General features: G+C 47.8%; 18 protein-coding genes. 13 read left to right on the top strand and 5 right to left on the bottom strand.

Annotated features, from left to right (window positions below):
- Positions 1 to 186: 186 nt before the first annotated feature.
- From C3B52_RS14530 to C3B52_RS14585, 11 genes are all read left to right on the top strand, one after another.
- Positions 187 to 873 carry a response regulator transcription factor gene (locus C3B52_RS14530; RefSeq protein ID WP_103106894.1) on the top strand — a complete coding sequence of 229 codons (687 nt, stop codon included), beginning with the start codon at positions 187 to 189 and terminating at the stop codon, positions 871 to 873.
- Entirely contained in the window at positions 857 to 2,272 is a 1,416-nt protein-coding gene (locus C3B52_RS14535) for a HAMP domain-containing sensor histidine kinase (RefSeq protein WP_103106897.1), read from the top strand. Before C3B52_RS14530 ends, C3B52_RS14535 begins: the two co-directional genes overlap by 17 nt.
- A gap of 441 nt (positions 2,273 to 2,713) precedes the next feature.
- On the top strand, positions 2,714 to 4,084 hold the full coding sequence (locus C3B52_RS14545; RefSeq protein ID WP_103106900.1) for a sigma-54 interaction domain-containing protein: 1,371 nt from the start codon (positions 2,714 to 2,716) through the stop codon (positions 4,082 to 4,084).
- 158 nt (positions 4,085 to 4,242) lie between these two features.
- On the top strand, positions 4,243 to 5,895 hold the full coding sequence (locus C3B52_RS14550; protein ID WP_103106902.1) for a peptide ABC transporter substrate-binding protein: 1,653 nt from the start codon (positions 4,243 to 4,245) through the stop codon (positions 5,893 to 5,895).
- 16 nt (positions 5,896 to 5,911) lie between these two features.
- Positions 5,912 to 6,841 (top strand): S66 peptidase family protein, encoded by a 930-nt coding sequence (locus C3B52_RS14555; RefSeq protein WP_103106904.1) that lies wholly within the window; start codon positions 5,912 to 5,914, stop codon positions 6,839 to 6,841.
- Positions 6,838 to 8,049, top strand: coding sequence for a M20 metallopeptidase family protein (locus C3B52_RS14560; protein ID WP_103106905.1), 1,212 nt, complete (start codon positions 6,838 to 6,840; stop codon positions 8,047 to 8,049). The genes C3B52_RS14555 and C3B52_RS14560 overlap by 4 nt, the downstream gene beginning before the upstream one ends.
- Before the next feature lie 113 nt (positions 8,050 to 8,162).
- On the top strand, positions 8,163 to 8,615 hold the full coding sequence (locus C3B52_RS14565; RefSeq protein WP_103106907.1) for a Dps family protein: 453 nt from the start codon (positions 8,163 to 8,165) through the stop codon (positions 8,613 to 8,615).
- 118 nt (positions 8,616 to 8,733) lie between these two features.
- Positions 8,734 to 9,306 (top strand): sigma-70 family RNA polymerase sigma factor, encoded by a 573-nt coding sequence (locus C3B52_RS14570; protein WP_103106909.1) that lies wholly within the window; start codon positions 8,734 to 8,736, stop codon positions 9,304 to 9,306.
- On the top strand, positions 9,297 to 10,271 hold the full coding sequence (locus C3B52_RS14575; protein WP_103106911.1) for a hypothetical protein: 975 nt from the start codon (positions 9,297 to 9,299) through the stop codon (positions 10,269 to 10,271). Before C3B52_RS14570 ends, C3B52_RS14575 begins: the two co-directional genes overlap by 10 nt.
- A gap of 126 nt (positions 10,272 to 10,397) precedes the next feature.
- Positions 10,398 to 11,336, top strand: coding sequence for a type I pantothenate kinase (coaA, locus tag C3B52_RS14580; protein WP_235615717.1), 939 nt, complete (start codon positions 10,398 to 10,400; stop codon positions 11,334 to 11,336).
- 29 nt (positions 11,337 to 11,365) lie between these two features.
- A complete protein-coding gene (locus C3B52_RS14585; RefSeq protein ID WP_103106915.1) occupies positions 11,366 to 11,806 on the top strand; it encodes a DUF523 domain-containing protein in 441 nt (146 codons plus the stop codon).
- A gap of 53 nt (positions 11,807 to 11,859) precedes the next feature.
- On the opposite strand, the gene C3B52_RS14590 is transcribed toward C3B52_RS14585, so the two are convergent.
- The 3 genes from C3B52_RS14590 to C3B52_RS14600 all read right to left on the bottom strand — a co-directional run bounded on the left by C3B52_RS14590 (position 11,860) and on the right by C3B52_RS14600 (position 15,022).
- Positions 11,860 to 12,384 (bottom strand): hypothetical protein, encoded by a 525-nt coding sequence (locus C3B52_RS14590; RefSeq protein WP_103106916.1) that lies wholly within the window; start codon positions 12,382 to 12,384, stop codon positions 11,860 to 11,862.
- A gap of 108 nt (positions 12,385 to 12,492) precedes the next feature.
- Complete coding sequence (locus C3B52_RS14595; protein WP_103106918.1) at positions 12,493 to 14,016, bottom strand: glycine betaine uptake BCCT transporter; 1,524 nt, start codon at positions 14,014 to 14,016, stop codon at positions 12,493 to 12,495.
- 136 nt (positions 14,017 to 14,152) lie between these two features.
- Positions 14,153 to 15,022 carry a LysR family transcriptional regulator gene (locus C3B52_RS14600; RefSeq protein ID WP_103106920.1) on the bottom strand — a complete coding sequence of 290 codons (870 nt, stop codon included), beginning with the start codon at positions 15,020 to 15,022 and terminating at the stop codon, positions 14,153 to 14,155.
- A 145-nt stretch (positions 15,023 to 15,167) separates the two neighbouring features.
- On the opposite strand from C3B52_RS14600, the gene C3B52_RS14605 reads away from it, so the two are divergent.
- Complete coding sequence (locus tag C3B52_RS14605) at positions 15,168 to 16,460, top strand: NCS2 family permease (protein ID WP_103106922.1); 1,293 nt, start codon at positions 15,168 to 15,170, stop codon at positions 16,458 to 16,460.
- A gap of 205 nt (positions 16,461 to 16,665) precedes the next feature.
- On the opposite strand, the gene C3B52_RS37790 is transcribed toward C3B52_RS14605, so the two are convergent.
- Positions 16,666 to 17,103 carry an ABC transporter substrate-binding protein gene (locus tag C3B52_RS37790; RefSeq protein WP_268811889.1) on the bottom strand — a complete coding sequence of 146 codons (438 nt, stop codon included), beginning with the start codon at positions 17,101 to 17,103 and terminating at the stop codon, positions 16,666 to 16,668.
- Positions 17,100 to 17,657, bottom strand: a complete 558-nt coding sequence (locus C3B52_RS37795) for an ABC transporter substrate-binding protein (RefSeq protein WP_268811890.1) — start codon at positions 17,655 to 17,657, stop codon at positions 17,100 to 17,102. The genes C3B52_RS37790 and C3B52_RS37795 overlap by 4 nt, the downstream gene beginning before the upstream one ends.
- 349 nt (positions 17,658 to 18,006) lie before the next feature.
- Between C3B52_RS37795 and C3B52_RS14615 the strand changes: the two genes are divergently transcribed.
- A complete protein-coding gene (locus C3B52_RS14615) occupies positions 18,007 to 19,359 on the top strand; it encodes a DJ-1/PfpI family protein (RefSeq protein WP_103106924.1) in 1,353 nt (450 codons plus the stop codon).
- Positions 19,360 to 19,375: the final 16 nt, after the last annotated feature.

Below are 19,375 nucleotides of genomic sequence, written 5' to 3' on the forward strand. Positions count from 1 at the left end.
TCCTTTTCATAAAAGGGAATGCAAGGCTTTTTTCCTATTTTCCAAAATCAGCAAATCTTTTTCCAAAGAGAAAGAGGTAAACTGGTAGTATAGAAGGATAGTAGAAAATCAAGTAGAATAGGTGTCCATGCAAGGGAAAGAGCGAATGGAGAATGATGATATGCCTCTCAATTTGGAAGGTATTCGATGAAAACTATTTTGTTAGTAGAAGACGAGTTGGTTATTTCACGTGTGTTAAAAGCATACCTGCAAAAAGCAGATTATCAGGTGTGGCAGGCAGAGGATGGAGACGAAGCGACACAGCTCTTCGATGAGCGCAAGCCTGACCTGGTCCTACTCGATGTCATGCTTCCTGAGCGAAGCGGCTGGGAGGTTTTGCAGTACATTCGGGAAAAAAGCGCCTGTCCGGTCATTATGATAACAGCGTTGGGCCAGACCGATCAAAAGCTGAAAGGGCTGAACCAGGGGGCGGACGACTACATAACGAAGCCGTTTGAAGCGGAGGAAGTAGTTGCTCGAGTAAATGCTGTTTTGCGGCGCTCGACTATATTAATCAAGGACCAGGAAACGAGATTTTTTGGTAGTCTGAAAATAAACTTCCAGTCTCACAATGTGACGCTGCATGGTTTGGAGCTGCTGTTTCATCCACGTGATTTGTCTCTATTGCTGTTTCTGGCACAAAATCCGAATCAGACCTTTACCCGCGAGCAGTTAATTGAGCAGGTATGGGGGATGGACTACGGCGGAAGCGATCGCGCTGTAGATTTGGCGATCAAGCGAATCCGAAAGACGTTGGAAAATTGGCCTGCCACCGAAGGCGAGATCAAGACGCTAAGAGGGGTGGGTTACCAATTCTGTGTTTATCAAAAATAATGAGCCTGTGTCACTCCTGCGGTATTGGACGACACGCTACCTGCTGACGCTTTGTGTCGGTCTCATCCTAATCGGGGGTATATCCGCTTACTGGATCAAATATGCGGCGACCGAGAAGCAATTGGAAGTGACGAGACTGTTTGCAGAAGAAGTAGCTGATCGTGTAGTCGATGATGACGGGAATGTACTGGTAGGAGACAAGCTCCATCAGGTGCTGGATAATCGGCGTAAGTTTATGGGCGTCGATCGCAATCTCCTTCTTTTCGTTCAAAATAAAAAAGGAGAAATCATCTACAATCGCATGGGGATGGTGAATCCAGCCTTGAAGCAGGCTCTTCCACGTATGCTGGAGCAAGCCAATACTGCGGACAAGGTGAAGCAGCCGAATGGTGATACGCTATACGTCATCAGAAAGGATTTGGATTATAACGATGTCCGGGTAGGTAAAGTCATCCTGCTGTTTCCAGACACGGATATTAAGGTAGGCAGGGAGCAGGTTCAATACTTGGTCATTATGCTGGGCAGTCTGGGGCTGCTCGGATGGGCGGTTATTTACTTTCACGCCCGAAAGCTGTCTGACCCGATTCAGGATGTTGTCCTGTCCGCTAGACGAATCGTAGAAGGAAATTACGATGTCACGATCAATAAAACGATCAAGGAACGTGAAATCCACGAATTAGTCTACACCTTCAAGGAGATGGCAGACCGGCTCAGGCAGCTGGAGAGCATCCGCACCGAGCTTTTAGCAGGTGTTACTCACGAGCTCAAGACACCTGTGACTGCCATTAGTGGGCTGGTGCAAGCGATCAATGACGAAGTAGTTGCTGGTGACGAGCAAAAAGAATTTTTACAGATTTGCTTGAAGGAAACGAAGCGACTGCAAAAAATGGTAGAAGATTTGCTCGATTTCAATTCATTTGCCGTCGGTGCTATCGCTGTACAGCAAGAGGAGCAAAATCTTAGCAAGCTCATCCGGGAGATTGCCTCGCAATGGAGGATTACGCAGGATTTAGACACCGTGACGCTTATCACACAGCTACCCGAGAAAGAAACGATCATCAACATCGATCCAGGCCGTGTACTGCAGGTGCTTACTAACTTGTTGAATAACGCCAAGCAGGCTGTCGGGAAAAAGGGAACGATTAAACTGGTGCTATACGAAACCGACGCGGATATGCGCCTCGATGTAAAAGACGACGGTCAAGGTATCCCGCTGGCCGAGCAATCACTCGTGTTTGAGCGGTTCTTTCGCGGCAGCAACAAAAAGGACAAGGTGAGGGGCCTCGGACTAGGCCTATCCTTTTCCAGAATGATCGCCAAGGCGCTGGGAGGCGATCTGATTCTAGGAGAAAGCTCGCCACAAGGCTCTACTTTCACACTCATTTTGCCTAAAAGATAAGGCTTCTCCACAGAACGGGGTTGCCTTTTTATTATGTCTTCTTAAAATCCTTCGTAGCTATTCCCACAAACCCGCCAATAAAAAGGACTACAGCTGGCGAGAGGAAACAGGAGAAAATGCGAGGGTCTTTGGAACAGCATCCGAGGCGCAATGGATAAAGCGAAACACGCTTTTAAGCGTCCACCTTGAAATAACCTCAGCGAAATCGCTGCTTTGGACGCGGTTTCGCTTTAGCAATGGAGCCGGACAGCTAATCCCCCAGCAGCTGTTCCAAGAACCCGGAGCCTTTTCTCCTGTTTCCTCATCCACCACCAAAAGTCCGCCCCACCCGATCTTGAAGAATTTTGAAGGAAGGCAGACAACAAATGGAGAAGGAGTATACAAGAAAGCCTGAGTATACGCCCAGCTTTCACACTATTACAGCAGGCGGGAGTGGGCTCTATGATCGACTTTGAAGCGGTATTAGGCTCCATCTATGATATTGTTCACGTTACGGACGCTGAAGGCAGGACACTTTATTGCTCCGAAAGATACAGCGAGTTTTTTGGCATTGATCCAAAGGAGATGATCGGTAGGCCAGTCGAGGAGTTTTACCGTCTGGGCTATTTTGCGCCAACCATTACGATGCGCGTGATTCGCGACAAGAAAAAAGTGCAGACGATCCAGACGACGCTGCAAAATCGCAGATTGTACGTAGAAGGGACGCCCATTTGGGACAAGGATGGCAACTTCAGCGGTGTCGTCAATACCTCGATTGACATAACAGATCAGGAGCAATTACAGCAGGAGCTAAATGAAGTGAAGTACGTGGGAACCCTTTTTCAAAGCGAAATGACGAAAGAGAGAAGCAGACAAAAAGGGAATACCTGTCTCATCTATCGCAGTCAGTCCATGCAACAGGTGGCGGCGATGGCAGAGAAGCTGGCGCAAGTCGATTCATCGATGATTTTGCTCGGAGAGTCGGGAGTTGGAAAAGGCGTGCTAGCCAAGTATATCCACGAATGCAGCCCTCGAGAGGACAAGCCGTTTGTGCACATCAACTGTGGCGCAATTCCCGAGACGCTGCTGGAGTCTGAGCTGTTCGGATATGAAAAGGGCGCCTTCACTGGAGCCGATAAGGATGGAAAAGCTGGATTAATTGAAAAGGCAAACAGGGGAACACTTTTTTTAGACGAGATCGGAGAAATGCCGCTTGCTTTGCAGGTGAAGCTCTTGACAGTCCTCCAAGAAAAAACGATCACGCCAGTAGGGAGCTCGGTCTCACGTAAGGTCGACGTGAAGCTGATTACAGCTACCAACAAAAATCTGCGCAAAATGGTGAAGGAAGGCAGATTCCGTGAAGACTTGTACTACCGAATTCATGTCGTGCCATTGGAAATCCCGCCGCTACGGGAGAGAAGAGAAGAAATTCCCGTCTTGATCCATTACTTTCTCAATGTATTTTCGCAGAAATACTGTCTCGAACGCCAGCTGAGTGACGTATGCTACCGGATTCTTGAAGATTACGATTGGCCAGGAAATGTGCGAGAGCTGGAGAACGTGGTTGAGAGGCTGGTCGTTACGTCGCATGATGTTCTCATCACACCGGCGCAAATCCCGCGTTATATCCACAACCAGCAGAGCAGCGCCCACAATGGCATAAAAGTAGATCGCTTGATGCAAATGCAGGATGCTATGGATGAGGTCGAACGACAGCTAGTACAGCGTGCTTTTGACCAGCATAAAACAACAACGAGGATCGCAGAGGCATTAGGGATAAGTCAGCCTTCTGCAAGCCGCAAAGTGAGAAAATGGGTATTCACGGGTGAATGATTCCTATTCGCTGGTGAATAGCGGGAAAGAGTAAGAAATTTCAATATTATTTGTTTTTGTATGCATGGATGAATAGTTCCGGGGCAAGCACATGCGTTTTATCGTGTGGCACCAATTTTGCAGCATAGAATTGCACAGGAATAAGGGGGCTTTCGATCATGAAAAAAACGATCACCATGCTAGTCAGCTCTTTGCTCGTAGCTGGAAGCTTGCTCTCTGCTTGTAGCAGCACCACGAGTACTTCTTCACCTGCCAATTCCTCCACACTTGCAACACAGCCAACAGACACAGCACCAGCGGCAAAGCCAGTGAAAGATGAACCACAAACATTGCGTCTCAATACGGAAGAGCCAGCCACGCTTGACCCTACGTTTGCCGAGGATGCAACCTCGGGGGCGGTGATTCGTGCGCTTTACGACGGATTGACGCGTTTAGATGAAAAGGGCGAAGCGATCAACTCTCTCGCACAGGACATGAAGCTGTCGGATGACAAACTGACCTACACTTTTACGCTGCGTGATGCCAAATGGACGAACGGTGACCCTGTGACAGCGCATGACTTTGAGTTTGCGTGGAAATACGCGCTTGACCCAAAAACAGGCTCCCCAGCCTCGTACAATTATTATAGCATCAAGAATGCACAGGCATTCACGTCCGGCAAGGCGAAGGCAGAGGATGTCGGCGTAAAAGCAATCGACGACAAGACACTGCAAGTGACGATGGAGCATCCGACCCCATTTTTCCCGACCTTGGTATCGTTTCTCCCTCCGGTAAATAAAAATGTGGTACTGTCCAATCCCAAGTGGGCAAACGATCCAAAAACATTGGTTAGTAACGGACCGTTCAAGCTAGATACGTGGGAGCATAAAAATAAGCTGATCCTCGTAAAAAACGATACCTACTGGGAAAAAGATGTGGTAAAGCTTGCGCGTATCGAATTTTCCATGATTTCTGATACCAATACCGAGCTGTCCATGTTCCAAAATGGAGATCTCGATTGGGCAGGTGGTCCGATAAGTGGACTGCCGGTAGATGCCGTCGTGCCATTAAAGCAGGAAGGCAAGCTGATTACCAAGCCCAAAGCCACCTCCTACTATATTCGCTTCAACGCAGAGCGCCCGCCATTTACAAACGTAAAGATACGCAAGGCCTTTGCTTACGCGATCAATCGGCAGGAGATTGCTGATAATATCGGCCAGGCAGGTCAGACGCCATTGATGGGGATTACACCGATTACCGCGAGCCTCAAGCCCGAAGGCTTTTTTGCTGACAACCAGCAGGAGGAAGCGAAAAAGCTGCTCGCGGAAGGCATGGCAGAGCTGGGAATAACCAAGCTCCCTACGATCACATACCTGTACAACACCTCGGATCGCAACAAGGCAATCGCAGAAACACTCCAGGCAACCTGGAAAAATGGATTGGGTGTAGATGTAAAGCTGCTTAACAAGGAAACAAAGGTGTATTTGGACGATCAGGAGCAAGGCAAGTTTGAAATTACACGTTCAAGCTGGACGGCTGATTACAACGATTCGATCAACTTTTTGCAGAAGTTCATTGAAAAGTACAGCTCCTCCAATATTACTCGCTGGCATAGCCCGAAATATACAGAGCTGATCAATCAGTCTTATAAAGAGGCGGACCCGGCAAAGCGCAATCAAATTTTACTGATGGCAGAGACGCTCTTGATGGAGGAAATGCCGCTCACAGGCATCTTCAGTGATGTAAACGCCTGGGTTCAAAGCGATAAGGTAAAAGGCGTCCGCATTGATCCGCTCAGCAAGATCGATTTCAAATGGGCCTACAAAGAATAAGGGAGAGATCGTAGCGATGAATAAAGGAAAAGCATTGCGTGCAGGAGATACCATCGGGGTGGTTGCCACCTCGAGTCCTGCAACAGAGGAAGTATTGAACAAAGCGATTGCGGCACTGGAAGCTTTCGGATTTAAGGTAAAGGTAGGCGCAGCGTGCAGGGAAACCTACGGGGGATATTTAGCAGGCTCTCCCCAGCAGCGGGCAATGGAATTGAATGCGATGTTTGCTGACGATGAAGTAGATGGCATCATGAGCATGCGGGGAGGATATGGAGCACCGCAAATTCTCAGCCTGCTCGATTATGATTGCATTGAGCAAAATCCTAAGCTGTTTGTCGGCTACAGTGATATTACCGCCCTACATACCGCATTTGGTCAGGTAGCCAATTTGGCGACACTTCACGGCCCGATGGCTACGTCTGATATTGCACACAATTTGGATGATTGGTCCAAGCAATACTTGCTGCGCGCGATGACACGCCCTGAGCCATTGGGAGCAATCGTAAATCCTCCTGGGGAAGAAATGATTTGTCTCGTAGAGGGGCAAGCACAAGGACCGGTTGTTGGAGGCAACTTGGCTCTTGTCGCCGCTTTGATGGGGACGCCTTTTCAAGTGGATACACGAGGCAAGCTGCTGTTTCTGGAGGATATCGATGAGGAGCCGTACAGAATCGACCGCATGCTGACACAATTGGCACTTGGTGGGCTGTTTGATGATTGCGCCGGAGTTGTGATTGGAACCTGGACGGACTGCGAATCGAAAAAACGCGAAGGCTTCTCTGTGTGGGATGTGTTTCAAAACATTGTGGTGCCTTATCAAAAGCCAACCATCTGGAATGTGCAAATCGGACATGGAGCGTACAACATGGCATTGCCACTCGGTGTGGAAGCGAGTCTGGATGCTACGACCTGCCAGTTGACTATAGAGGAGAGTGTAACGGTATGAACAGCGAGCAAAAAGAAAAAGTAAAGCGACGTGCCGAGGAAATATTGCCATGGCTCTCGGAGGTACGCAGAGACTTTCATCAAAATCCGGAGATCGGCTTGGAGGAGTTTCGCACACAAGAACAAATTATCCGGTACCTCGACGAGATGGGGATTCCTTATACGAAATCAGCAGGAACAGGGGTTGTAGGACTCATCCAGGGTGCAAATCCAGGCCCAACCGTTGCCTTGCGCGGAGACATGGATGCACTTCCTATTCTTGAGCAAAACGACACCAGCTACCGCTCCAAGGTCGAAGGAAAAATGCATGCATGCGGACATGATGCCCACATGACCTGCCTATTGGGAGCAGCTCGTATTTTGAACGATTACAAGCAGGAGCTGGCAGGCACTGTGAAGCTGTTTTTCCAGCCGGCAGAGGAGACAGTAGGTGGTGCACTGCCTATGATTCAGGAAGGCGTGCTGGAAAACCCTCGTGTGGAAGCGGTATTCGGTCTGCATGTTTCGCCTGAGCTTGAGGTAGGTCGAATTGGGGTAAAATACGGACAAATGAATGCAGCTTCAGATGACGTACATATTACCGTGTATGGCGAAAATGGACATGGTGCGTATCCACACAACGGGAAAGATGCGATTGTTATCGCCGCCCATGTCATTACGGCATTGCAGACCATTGTCAGCCGCAATGTAGACCCTCGTCAGTCGGCTGTATTGTCGCTTGGAATCATTGCGGGTGGAACAGCAACGAATATTATTGCCCAGGAAGTAAAGCTTTCTGGTACGATTCGCACATTGACCAAAGAAGTGCGTGCGCTGGTCAAAGAGCGTGTGCGCGAAGTCGCCGACCTGACAGCCCGAAGCTTGGGTGGACGTGCAGAGGTTACTTTTGAAGAAGGCTACACCTCTCTGATCAATGACAATGCTATGGTCGATCTGGTAAAAGCCACAGGAGAAGAGCTGCTCGGTGCAGAGAACGTTCAAGTAAATGAGCTGCCGAGTCTCGGGGTGGAGGATTTCGCTTTCTTTGCCGAGCATGTGCCTGGCGCTTTCTACCATTTAGGTGTACGAAATGAGGAGTTGGGCTGTACCTTCCCTGTACACCATCCGCGCTTTGATCTTGATGAGCGGAGCTTGGCAGTTGGGGCAGCTATGCAGGCGTGTAACGCTATGGTCTTTTTGCAGGAGCGTGCCCGTAGTTTGCAGCCTTAACGAATAAATGGTCCGCTTTTGTGTTAATCTGTACGACTCCGAATAGCTTGTGGCTCGTGGCGGCACACTACAGACGCAATCTCTATTTCCATGAAAGGAAGGAGCGTCGAATAATGAGTATAACGATAAGCCGTCCCGTGACCGAAGTGCTGAACAAGCAGGTTGCAAGCTGGTCTGTCCTGTATATAAAGCTGCACCACTTTCACTGGTATGTGAGTGGTCCCAACTTTTTTACGCTGCACGCCAAGTTCGAGGAGCTGTACAACGAAGCTGCGAAGTATGTAGATGAGCTGGCAGAGCGCATGCTTGCTGTCGGAGGCAAGCCAGTTTCCACAATGAAAGCCTGTATGGAGAAGTCTTCGATTCAGGAAGCGACAGGTGGCGAATCTGCGGAGCAAATGGTTCAGGCCGTTGTGAGCGATTTTACCAAGCTGATCGCTGAACTAAAGGAAGGAATCGTGGCAGCAGAAGCGGCAGATGACGATGCAACAGGCGACATGTTTTTGGAGATGAGTGAAAGTCTGCAAAAGCATGTATGGATGCTGCAAGCTTTTTTGGGAAAATGATTGAAAAAAGTAAGCCAGCGAGCTGATGCCTGAGAGGGTGTCAGCTCGTTTTTTCTGTGCCTGATTGAGTTTTGTTTTGAAATAATTGTAAGAAAAAACGAAGTGATGTATCTAATCAATGAGAAGGGAGGAGAAGAAGCTGGAAGAAAAAGAATTGCTGCCGTCATTATCAATCCTGCATTCGACTGTGGACGCCTCATTTGAAGTCATCATGGAAAAACATTTGTACGATGTATACCGTCTCTGCTGTTGGTTTGTTCAAGACAAGATTGCTGCGGAGGATGTAACTCAGGAGGTTTTTTTGCGTGCGTACAAAAGCTTGCCCGGCTTTCGGGGAGAGAGCAAAATCGAGACCTGGCTTTATCGCATTGCCATAAATGAGTCGAAGCGTTACCTGCGATCCTGGTCCATTCGCCATATTTTTTATCAGGCTGAGCCACATGACCACGAATTTATCGAGATTGAAGAAGGTGTCGTGAAAAAAGAAGAGTGGAGACGTCTGGCAACAGTCATTGCCAGGCTACCGTTTCGTCACCGGCAGATCATTATTCTTCACTATTACGAGGAGCTGACGATTGAAGAGATTGGAGAGATTTTGGAGATTTCATCAGGAGCTGTGTATACACGTTTGCATCGTGCCCGTGAAAAGCTGAAAGCATTGCTGAATAAGGGGGGAGAAAAATGGACCTAGAGCAAAAATTGCGCAAGTTGGCCAAACACGAGCAGTACGCTGTCCCGTACGACCCGGCGCAGATGAATCGGATGAGGATAACGATTCATAAGCGGTTGCAAAGCAATCGGAAGCCATTTCCTTTTGTAGTAGCGCCGATAATTGTGGTGGTGCTGATCGTTGTCTTTTTGAGCGGTAGTCTGGAACATTTTCGGGCAGGCGTAGGCACGGGTAAAAATATCGAGGGAGAGGATAATCGGGTCATCGAATATACACCAGCTCCAGTCATTAGTGAGCGTTTAGCTAAAACGATCAATGTGATGACGTCTTATTATGACATTGAGATCAAGAAGACAGCACCCTCTCAACTGGCAGATGTGTTTTTACGTGCAGATGAAGCTTATGAAGTGGAGACGAATAAAGGGAAGCTGCAAGTAGTCATTTTTCCCGAGAATTTTGACGCGGAACAAATCGAGCTGGATGAAGATCTCACGACATCGGGAAATATTACATACACCTTCACAGGAACGGAGCTTAAGGAAGAGCTGTTGCCGCTCCGAGCTAAAGGACCTACCTATGTGTACACGAAAAGCAACCTGCTATTTGCTATGAATAACAGTTCTATGCTTGGGATCATTCGTTACTCAATTGATCTCCATGAGGTTCATTCAGACATACTAACTAGCTTCGGATTAAATCGGGATGAGTACGACATTTATCGGCAAATAGGGAAAAAGGACATGGACGGATGGAGTGAAAAGCAGTTAAAAGATATTGCGATCATAGCTTTAAGACCACATGAACTAGAAAAAGGCGACCTAATGCCTGCGATCTTTTTTAAAAAAGGAGAGCCGATCGCAAGCATTATTTATCAAAAGGCAAATGGGGTAAATAAGCTCAGACAATACCGCTGGGATCAAGCTACAGAGGCGTGGATACTCGAGCAAAACAAGAGTATTCAAGGCAAGAAGCGAAAGCGCGAATGAGGAGGAAAGTGCCGTTCTAACTGCTATGGGATAAGCCTCTTGTTCCCAAGAAAGGTCTGCTGGTGTAAACTAACTTTGTGATGATAGTAAGAAAGCACTTTCATGATGGAAAGGATGTACGTTCCCATGGCATCACCTTACGTGACGTTCAATCGCGAGCAGTGGAGAGCACTGCGGGCTTCCACGCCGTTGACCATATCGGATGAAGAGCTTGCTTGTTTACAAGGGTTGAATGAAAATGTTTCGATGACTGAAGTGGCGGAGATTTACCTTCCTTTGTCGCGTTTGCTCAATCTGTATGTGGGTGGTACCCAGGAGCTGTATCAGGCTACGCATACGTTTCTCGGCAATCAGGATGGCAAGGTACCGTTTATTATCGGGATTGCAGGTAGTGTAGCAGTTGGGAAAAGCACAACAGCCCGGATTTTGCAGACGCTGCTCTCAAGGTGGCCGAATCATCCCAAGGTGGATTTGGTCACAACTGACGGATTCCTCTATCCAAACCGTGTGCTGGAGGAGCGGGGAATCATGAAGCGCAAAGGTTTCCCCGAGAGCTATGATTTACGCAGATTCATCACCTTTTTAGCAGATGTAAAATCAGGTCTGCCAGAAGTATCTGCACCCGTCTACTCCCATCTGGTTTATGACATTGTGCCAGATGAATGGCAAACAGTACGTCAGCCTGATATTTTGATTGTTGAGGGCTTGAACGTTCTTCAGCCGCCACGTGGTGATGATAACGAGCCGCGCATTTCCGAAGTTATTGTATCGGATTTCTTTGATTTTACTATCTATGTTCATGCGGATGAAAAAGATATTTTGCAATGGTATGTAGAGCGCTTCAAGCTGCTGCGCCAGACCGCGTTCTCCAATCCCTCTTCCTATTTCCGCCGATATGCCAGCTTGTCTGATGAAGAAGCGACAGAGGTTGCGACTGGCATCTGGAATGAGATCAATGGAGCGAATTTGCGCAGTAACATTTTGCCGACAAGAGTTCGCGCCCAGCTGATTTTGGATAAGGGTCAGGATCATATGGTGCAGAGCGTGAAGCTGCGTAAGCTGTAGATACCGGAAACGGAAGTGGAGGATTTTCCATGAAGATGATCAGTGCCTGTTTGATCGGTTGTGAGTGTCGTTATGATCAAAAATCGTGTCTGGATGAAGACCTGGAACAGCTTTTGCGAGAGGGAAAGGTCATTCCAGTATGCCCAGAGCAGCTTGGAGGATTGCCAACTCCACGGCCACCTGCCGAAATTATTGGGGGCGATGGCTTTGATGTTCTGGATGGGCGTGCACGCATTGTTGATCAAACAGGTAATGATGTGACGGATGAGTTCCTCGCAGGAGCGCAGCAGGCACTGAAGCTGGCAAAAACAGTCGGGGCAACCTCTGCGATTCTAAAGGAAAACAGTCCGTCCTGTGGAAGCTCATTTGTGTACGATGGCAGTTTTTCCGGGAAAAAGGTGCCTGGGGTCGGTTTGACAGCAGCTTTGTTCAAGCGAAACGGGATAGAGGTTCGATCCGAGGTTAAATAGGCTGGAAATATAAGGATGAGGGCGTATTGAACCGCAGTGGATCATACGTCCTCTTACAGTTTGGCTATGTAATAGGTGACGTTTTCTGTTGTTTGTCTAATTTCCAGCCATGTCTGCCAAATAGATAAGAGATAATAGCTACATGCGACAAAGGCGAGCGCATGCAGAGCATTTTCCAGTGAGTGTTTGCGTAAAATCAACCAGCATAGCATGATATAGAGCAGGATCATGAATGAGAAGACTAGCCTGCTTTCTTTTCCTGCGAGTGAGTGGATTTCCTGTTTCAAGTGAGTAAGTGTAAACTGGTTCTCTTCGTCCATTTGTACACGATCCAGCTTTTTTTCTGAAGTAACAAAGCTATAATATTCCACATCGCTTCCAGTGACCTTCGTTTCCTCTTCCACTTTGTACATGACACCAGATAACATTGCTTTTTCCGAATAGAAATCATCTGTAAAAATGCGATGTTGATTTTCAAAGGTTATCCAGATAAAAAAAGAGGTAACAAAAAGGAACACGACTACAGCCAGCTGACCAAATATTTTTGGTTCTACCTCCACATAGATGAGACGTTGCATGCTACCAAGTCCTTTCAGTTTTTTACATATAATACCATATAAAAAGACCTTGAATGAAGCTGAATTCACTTCGCCCAAGGTCTTTTCGTTTCGCTCTAAGGATTCCGCTTATAGCTCTTTTAGCAGCCGCTCCAGCTTTCTTTGCTGGTCCTTTCGCTTCTTTTTCGCCAACCGATCTTCTTCACTCAGCGCTCGTAACAGTGAGTAGCACATCAATACCATAATGACGGCAAAGGGGAGCGCGGCAACGATAGATGCCGTTTGCAAGCCTTCTAACCCACCACTTAAGAGCAGGACAACGGCGATGGTTGACTGGAGGATGCCCCACGTTATTTTCACACGATTGGACGGGTCCAAATTTCCATCGGAGGAGAGCATGCCGAGCACAAAAATGGCTGAGTCTGCTGAAGTGATAAAGAACGTGATAATCAACAGAGTAGCCACGACAGCGAGGATGAATCCCATTGGCAATTGTTCCAGTGCGAGAAATAATGCAGTTGAAATGTCACTTTGTACAGCTTTTCCAATGGGAGCCTGATCAAAAATCTCCAAATGAAGAGCTGTCCCCCCAAAGACTGAGAACCAGATAAAGCTTAGTAAACTGGGGACGAGCATCACGCAAATGACGAATTCCTTGATTGTTCGACCTTTGGAGACGCGTGCGATAAACATGCCGACAAATGGGGCCCAAGCAATCCACCAAGACCAGTAGAACAATGTCCAGTTGGCTACCCAATTGCCTTGTGTAAAAGGAGTAAGCCGCAAGCTCATCGAGATGAGATTATTCAAATAGCTACCCAGTGTGCTAGTGAATGTGTCAAATAAAAACGAGGTTGGGCCTAAAACTAAGGTAAGAAATAAAAGACCCATAGCAAGAACAAGATTCGTATTGCTGAGAAACTTGATCCCCTTATCAAGCCCCGTCGTAGCGGATAAAAGGAAAAGCACAGTGATGATCGCAATAATGACGATTTGCACGATGGCATTGGAGGGAAGTCCAAACAGATGGGACAAGCCTCCGTTAATCTGAAGTGTTCCAAGACCGAGAGAGGTAGCTACGCCAAAAGCAGTGGCAATGACCGCTAGAATATCGATTGCTTTGCCAATAGGCCCATTCGTCCGCTCTCCCAGCAAGGGAGCAAAAGTAGAGGAAATCAAGCCTTTTGATCCTTTGCGAAATTGAAAATAAGCAAGGCATAGTGCGATGACGGCATAAATGCCCCATGGATGGAGACCCCAATGAAAAAAAGCGTAGCGCAGGGCGGTTTGAGCGGCTTCTGTTGTTTGCCCAGTTACTCCTGCCGGTGGAGAGAAGTAGTGGGAAACAGGCTCTGCTACACCCCAAAAGACAAGACCAATCCCCATCCCGGCACTAAACAGCATCGCAAACCAGGTAGGAAGGGAATATTCTGGCTCGTCATCGTCTTCACCTAAAGGGATCTGGCCATATCTGCTAAACGCCAGAAAAATACAGAAAAGCAAAAAGCCAAAGGTGACGATCAAGTAGAACCAGCCAAAATTTGTCGTAGTCATGTGTAGCACTTGGGTTGCTGCTTTTGCGAAAAGGTCAGGAGAAAAAACGCCGAACAATACGATAATGAGTACAATCACTAATGAAATAAGAAACGTCATTTCATTCCTCCAAGATGTTAGGACATTCAACGATGATAATAGTTTATAGTCCCGCGTGATTTCCGAAATTATTCCATGTGGAGGGCATGAAATCGAACAGAGAGTGATCTGGAAACAGCTGTGACCAACCGTCTGTTTATGAAAACGTCTCGATAAAGCGTTTGGCCGCTTTGGAGAGATGACGTCCAGATTGCCAGACGACAGCTGCAGAGGAGTAGATCGAGGTTCCTTCCAGCGCGATCCCGCGAATTTGTTCACTTTTATGTCTTTCCCAGGCGGAATGTGGAACGATGGATGAGCCGACGGAGGCTGCTACCATGCTGACAATCAGCGAAATATCGGGACATTCGCAGATGACATGAGGCTCTACGCCGAGACGTGAAAACTCTTTGACGATCAGATCGTATATGCCAAGACCAGGAGTACTGGGCATGATCAGAGGGAGCTGGGCAATTTCACTCATATGTATCCGCTCGTGAGAAGCATAGGGCGAGCTGGCGGGTACGATCAGAACGAATGGCTCTTCCTCCAGTGGAATCATCATGCAGTTGTTCAAGGAATGAGGCAAGCGGACGATAGCGACCTCGATTGTTCGCCTCTCCAGCCATTGATTGAGTAACTGTGTGTCACCTTTCCACACTTTGTACGTAATCAATGGGTATTTTTGTTCAAACAGGCGAATCTGTTCGGGGAGTCGGTAGGCGGACAAAGCACTTACGCCGATGGACAAGGTCCCGCGAAGCCCTTCGCCTGTTTCTTTTACTTCTGAGAGAGCTTCCTCCATCTGATGAACGATATTCAGTGCTTGGCGGTACAGAGTGTGTCCTGCTTCGGTGAGCTCCATGCGTTTTCCAGAGCGCTCCATGAGAATAACGCCCAATTCGTCCTCCATCTGCTTGAGCTGCTGGCTCAAAGGGGGCTGGGCAATATTTAAACGTTTGGCGGCACTTGTAATTTGGCCTTCCTCAGCGATAGCAATAAAGTACCGCAGCTGGCGAATATCCATGTAGGCTTCCTACCTTCCTTTTACAATCCATATGAAAAACATATGAAAGACAGATTAACTGGATATTTTTCATATTGATCTGGCTATGATAGCATAATTTTCACAGGAATTCATGAAACATGCATAAGGAAAGAAGGGAATATACGTGCGTACGTGGCTGGATAAGATATTTCACCTGCGCGCTTGCGACACGACGTTTCAACGGGAAATCATCGCTGGCTTCATCGGCTTTGTCACCATTGTCTACATTGTTGCCGTAAACGCTTCGATATTACAGGATGCAGGTATTCCGATGGAAGCAGGCATTCTTGCTACCGTTTTGACTGCATTCATTGGCTCACTTCTCATGGCTTTTTGGGCGAATGCTCCCATTATTTTAGTCCCCGGTATGGGAATCAATGCGTTGTTTACGTACACGCTTTGCCATTCGATGGGTCTTAGCTGGCAAGAGGCCCTGGCAGCTGTTTTTGTTTCAGGACTGATTTTTACGGTCATCGCCTTTACCCGAGCTGCGACAGTCTTGTCCAATGCGATTCCTTCCTCGCTGAAAGAAGCGATCACAGTGGGGATTGGGTTGTTTTTGACGTTTATCGGGTTGCAAAAGGGTGGTCTGATCGTAACCAACCCTTCGACCTTTGTGGCCTTGGGTGATTTATCAAGCCCGCATGTCATCGTGACGCTGGTCACACTCGTTTTGACGCTGATCTTGTTTGTTCGCGGTGTGCCAGGCAACTTTTTGATCGGGATAGCAGCAGGGACCGGTCTTGGCATTCTGCTCGGGATTGTTGAGCCGGGAGCTGGCAGCTCGTTTTCTTTTGCGGAATACAGTCATGTATTTGCTGGAATGTCTTTTTCCGGGATTTGGACATTGCCGTTTTGGATTGCCACTTTTTCACTTGCCATGGTGATCGTGTTTGAAAACATCGGGTTGATTCATGGGCATACTGCCATGTTTGGTCAGCCGCAAAAATTTCGCCGCTCCCTGCAAGCAAATGCCCTGTCAGCAGCTATCTCGGGAATTATGGGCACAAGTCCAACCGTTTCCACAGTTGAGACCGCAGCTGGTATTACAGCAGGTGGACGTACGGGACTGACGACACTTGTAACGGGAACGCTGCTTCTTTTGTCGCTTGGTCTTATTCCAGTCGTCAAAATGATTCCGGACGGCGCAGTGGCACCTGTACTGATTATCATCGGGGCTCTCATGCTGCAAAACGTGCAAAACATCAATCTGAAGGACTTCTCAGAAGGGTTCCCAGCCTTTTTGATCATCGCGATCATTCCGTTGTCGTACAGTATTGTGGATGGAATTGCCTTTGGTTTTGTGGCGTATCCGTTGTTGAAGCTGGCGCTCGGAAAACGACGGGAAGTACCAGCGCTGTTGTACGTGATCGCAGGACTGTTTTTACTTAACTTGATGCTACCGATATTCACGTAAAGAAAAATCCCCTCACCGTATGTGAAGTGCACCCCTTAGAATAGACATTGGATTAAGCCCCTGGTTTATCCGATGAATTCTAAGGGGTGTATTTTTTATGGTGAAAAAGGGACAGAAGTTTAGAAATTATCCGTATGATTTAAAAAAAGAAGACATACGACTACATATTGGGGTCTTGACCAACAATGGTCGGGGGATTTTTGGTCTATTGCGCTTGTGTCAGCAGTTCCACAGCATCCTGCAATTGCAGCTCGATGTCATGAGGGGTATAGCCGAGCCACATGTCCATGTTGATCTCGTATACATGGTTATTTTTCACTGCAGGGAGGTTCTTCCAGATAGCACTAGACTTGATCTCATTGTATCGGCCAGCGGCTTCCTCGCCTGGGAGTAGACTAACGAATACATAATCTGCAGCATAGTCCGGCAGTAGCTCCATAGAAATCGGTGCTGCCCAGAAGTTCGGGTCTTTATCGAGCTCCTTTTGAATCGCTGGCGGTGGTGTCAGTCCTAGCGCTTTATAAATCGTAAAGCCCATGTTTCGCGCCCCGTATACGTAAAACTCCTTTGGATCGATACGATAAATGGCAACAGTTTTACCTTCGCCAATTTTTCCGAGAATCTGTTCTTTTGCTGTCGTCAATTTTTATCAAATTCAGCTTGCCAGGCGGCGGCTTCCTGCTGCTTGTTCAAGATGTCGCCAATCGCTTTCACATGACCGTACATGTCGTAATCCATCCATGGAAGATCAACAGTCGGAGCGATCTTGCTCAGCTTATCGTAAACGTCCTTATCAATATCGGCAGTGATGATTAGATCAGGCTGCAGGGACAAGATTTTTTCATAATTGATCGCTTCCAATGTTCCGACATCCTCAATGCCTTGAAACGCGGGACCTGTGTTTTCGAGCAAGTGACTTGCTGCTCCGATCGGCTTTACGCCAACGGACAGCATCTGGCTGGCATATTGCAGCGTCACGACTCTTTGCACAGAGACGGGAATTTGTGTTTCTCCGAAGGCAGTCTTGTATGTACGAGTGGTAGCAGTAAGATCAGTGGATGCCTTGTCAGTAGACGGAGGAGCTGTGTCGCTGTTGCCGGTTGGAGCTGAGCCTGATTGTGTTCCAGATGTTCCGCATGCTGCCAGAGAGAACGAGAGGAGCAAAATACTTGCAAAAACCAACCATTTTATTCTCATGATGATTCCTCCAGAACGTACAAAAGTATAGTAGTGAGGGAGACAGTCAAAAGCATGTTCCATGCACAATGATGATAAAGATTATCATTATCAAAAAGATCCGTCAATGCTTTTTCACGAAAAGAGAAGGTTACATTTGGCAACAATTTTTTGCGGATCAATAATCTCTTCAGGCTAGGAGAGCTTTGATAGCCCTATCGAGTCATATGAAAAAAAAGATAGAGTCTTGAGGCCAGTGGTCGCTCCAGCAATAGGCGAATGCTGCTATCGGGCTAGGGACTGACGATAAGTTGGGATTGGTTTGTTACATTTTATGGGGAAGAATTTTATCTTGAAGGAGAGTAAGCATGTGAAGACTGTATTGCGGATCAGCATTTATCTCATCGTTTTTGTTGTCGTAGTAGGAGGCGCAGGCACAATCGGGTTCGTCAATACAATGAATGACGTAATGTCGGTTTACGATAAAGCCGCTCCTGCATTGGCGAATGTGCAGGTACCGAAATACGACGCAAACAAACCAACAGTGGCTGTGCTGCTGGCGAATGAATCGACGGAAGTATTCGATTTTCTCGTTCCGTACGAGATGTTTGCTATGACGGAAGCTTACAATGTATACGGCGTTGCCCCCGATCGTGAAATCAAATCACTAACCGGGGGACTCGATGTCGTTCCGCATTATTCGTTTTACGAAATGGATGCGATGCTCGGTAAAAGCCCGGACATTATCGTCATTCCGTTTATGCCGATTCTGGACGAGAAAAAATATGCGCCTGTCCGTGAATGGATTCGGAAAAACGCGAGCGCCCAGACGACATTGCTCTCCATTTGTAATGGGGCAGAAAACCTGGCCGATACTGGCTTGCTGAACGGCAAATCGGCTGCGACGCACTGGGGCGATATTGACCGGCTCATGAAACAGTATCCGGAAGTCCAGTGGGTGAAAGATCGACGCTTCGTCCCGCAAGGCAATATTGTTTCATCTGCGGGTCTGACATCGGGAATCGACGCTACGCTATACCTCATCTCCCAGCAGCTTGGCGAGGATGCGGCGAAGAAAGTGGCGGTAGAGATGAACTATCCATCCTACGATTACGTGAAAAACCCGCAAATGAAACCCTTCACTGCCGGGCTCGGCGACATAACGTTCATACTGAACAACGCTTATCAATGGAACAAAGTAAAGGCGGGCGTTCTGCTATATAACGGTGTCGATGAACTAGATTTGTCCGCTGCATTCGACACGTACGCTGCTTCCGGCACGACGACGACGTTAACCGTTTCCAGCTCGAACGAACCGATCGTAACGAAGCACGGCCTGAACTTGGTCGCGCGTTATCAGATAAAAAGCGTGCCGAAACTGGCAAAGATGATTGTCGTTGGTGCCGAAGCCGAATCTGCAGCCGTCAAAGACATCAACGAATGGAACGCCAGCGGTAACAGCGCGAAACTGCTCTACTTGCACCGCGAAGCGGCGGATCGATTTGCAATGGATCCCGCGTTTGAGGATTTGGCCAAGCAGGAGGATATAGGGACGGCGAAATTTGCTGCCAAGCGACTCGAATATCGCGCCACCGACCACCTGAGGCTAGAAGGCAGATCTTTCTCTTTTGAAGCGTTTGGCATACCGGTTTTGCTCGGTGCTCTGTCCTTGCTCATCTCCTTTTTCATCGATCAGAGATTCATTCGCAGGAAAAAGATATAAGGGCATATCAAAAGAC

It is taken from the genome of Brevibacillus reuszeri (assembly GCF_002897295.1).
Classification (GTDB): domain Bacteria; phylum Bacillota; class Bacilli; order Brevibacillales; family Brevibacillaceae; genus Brevibacillus; species Brevibacillus reuszeri_A.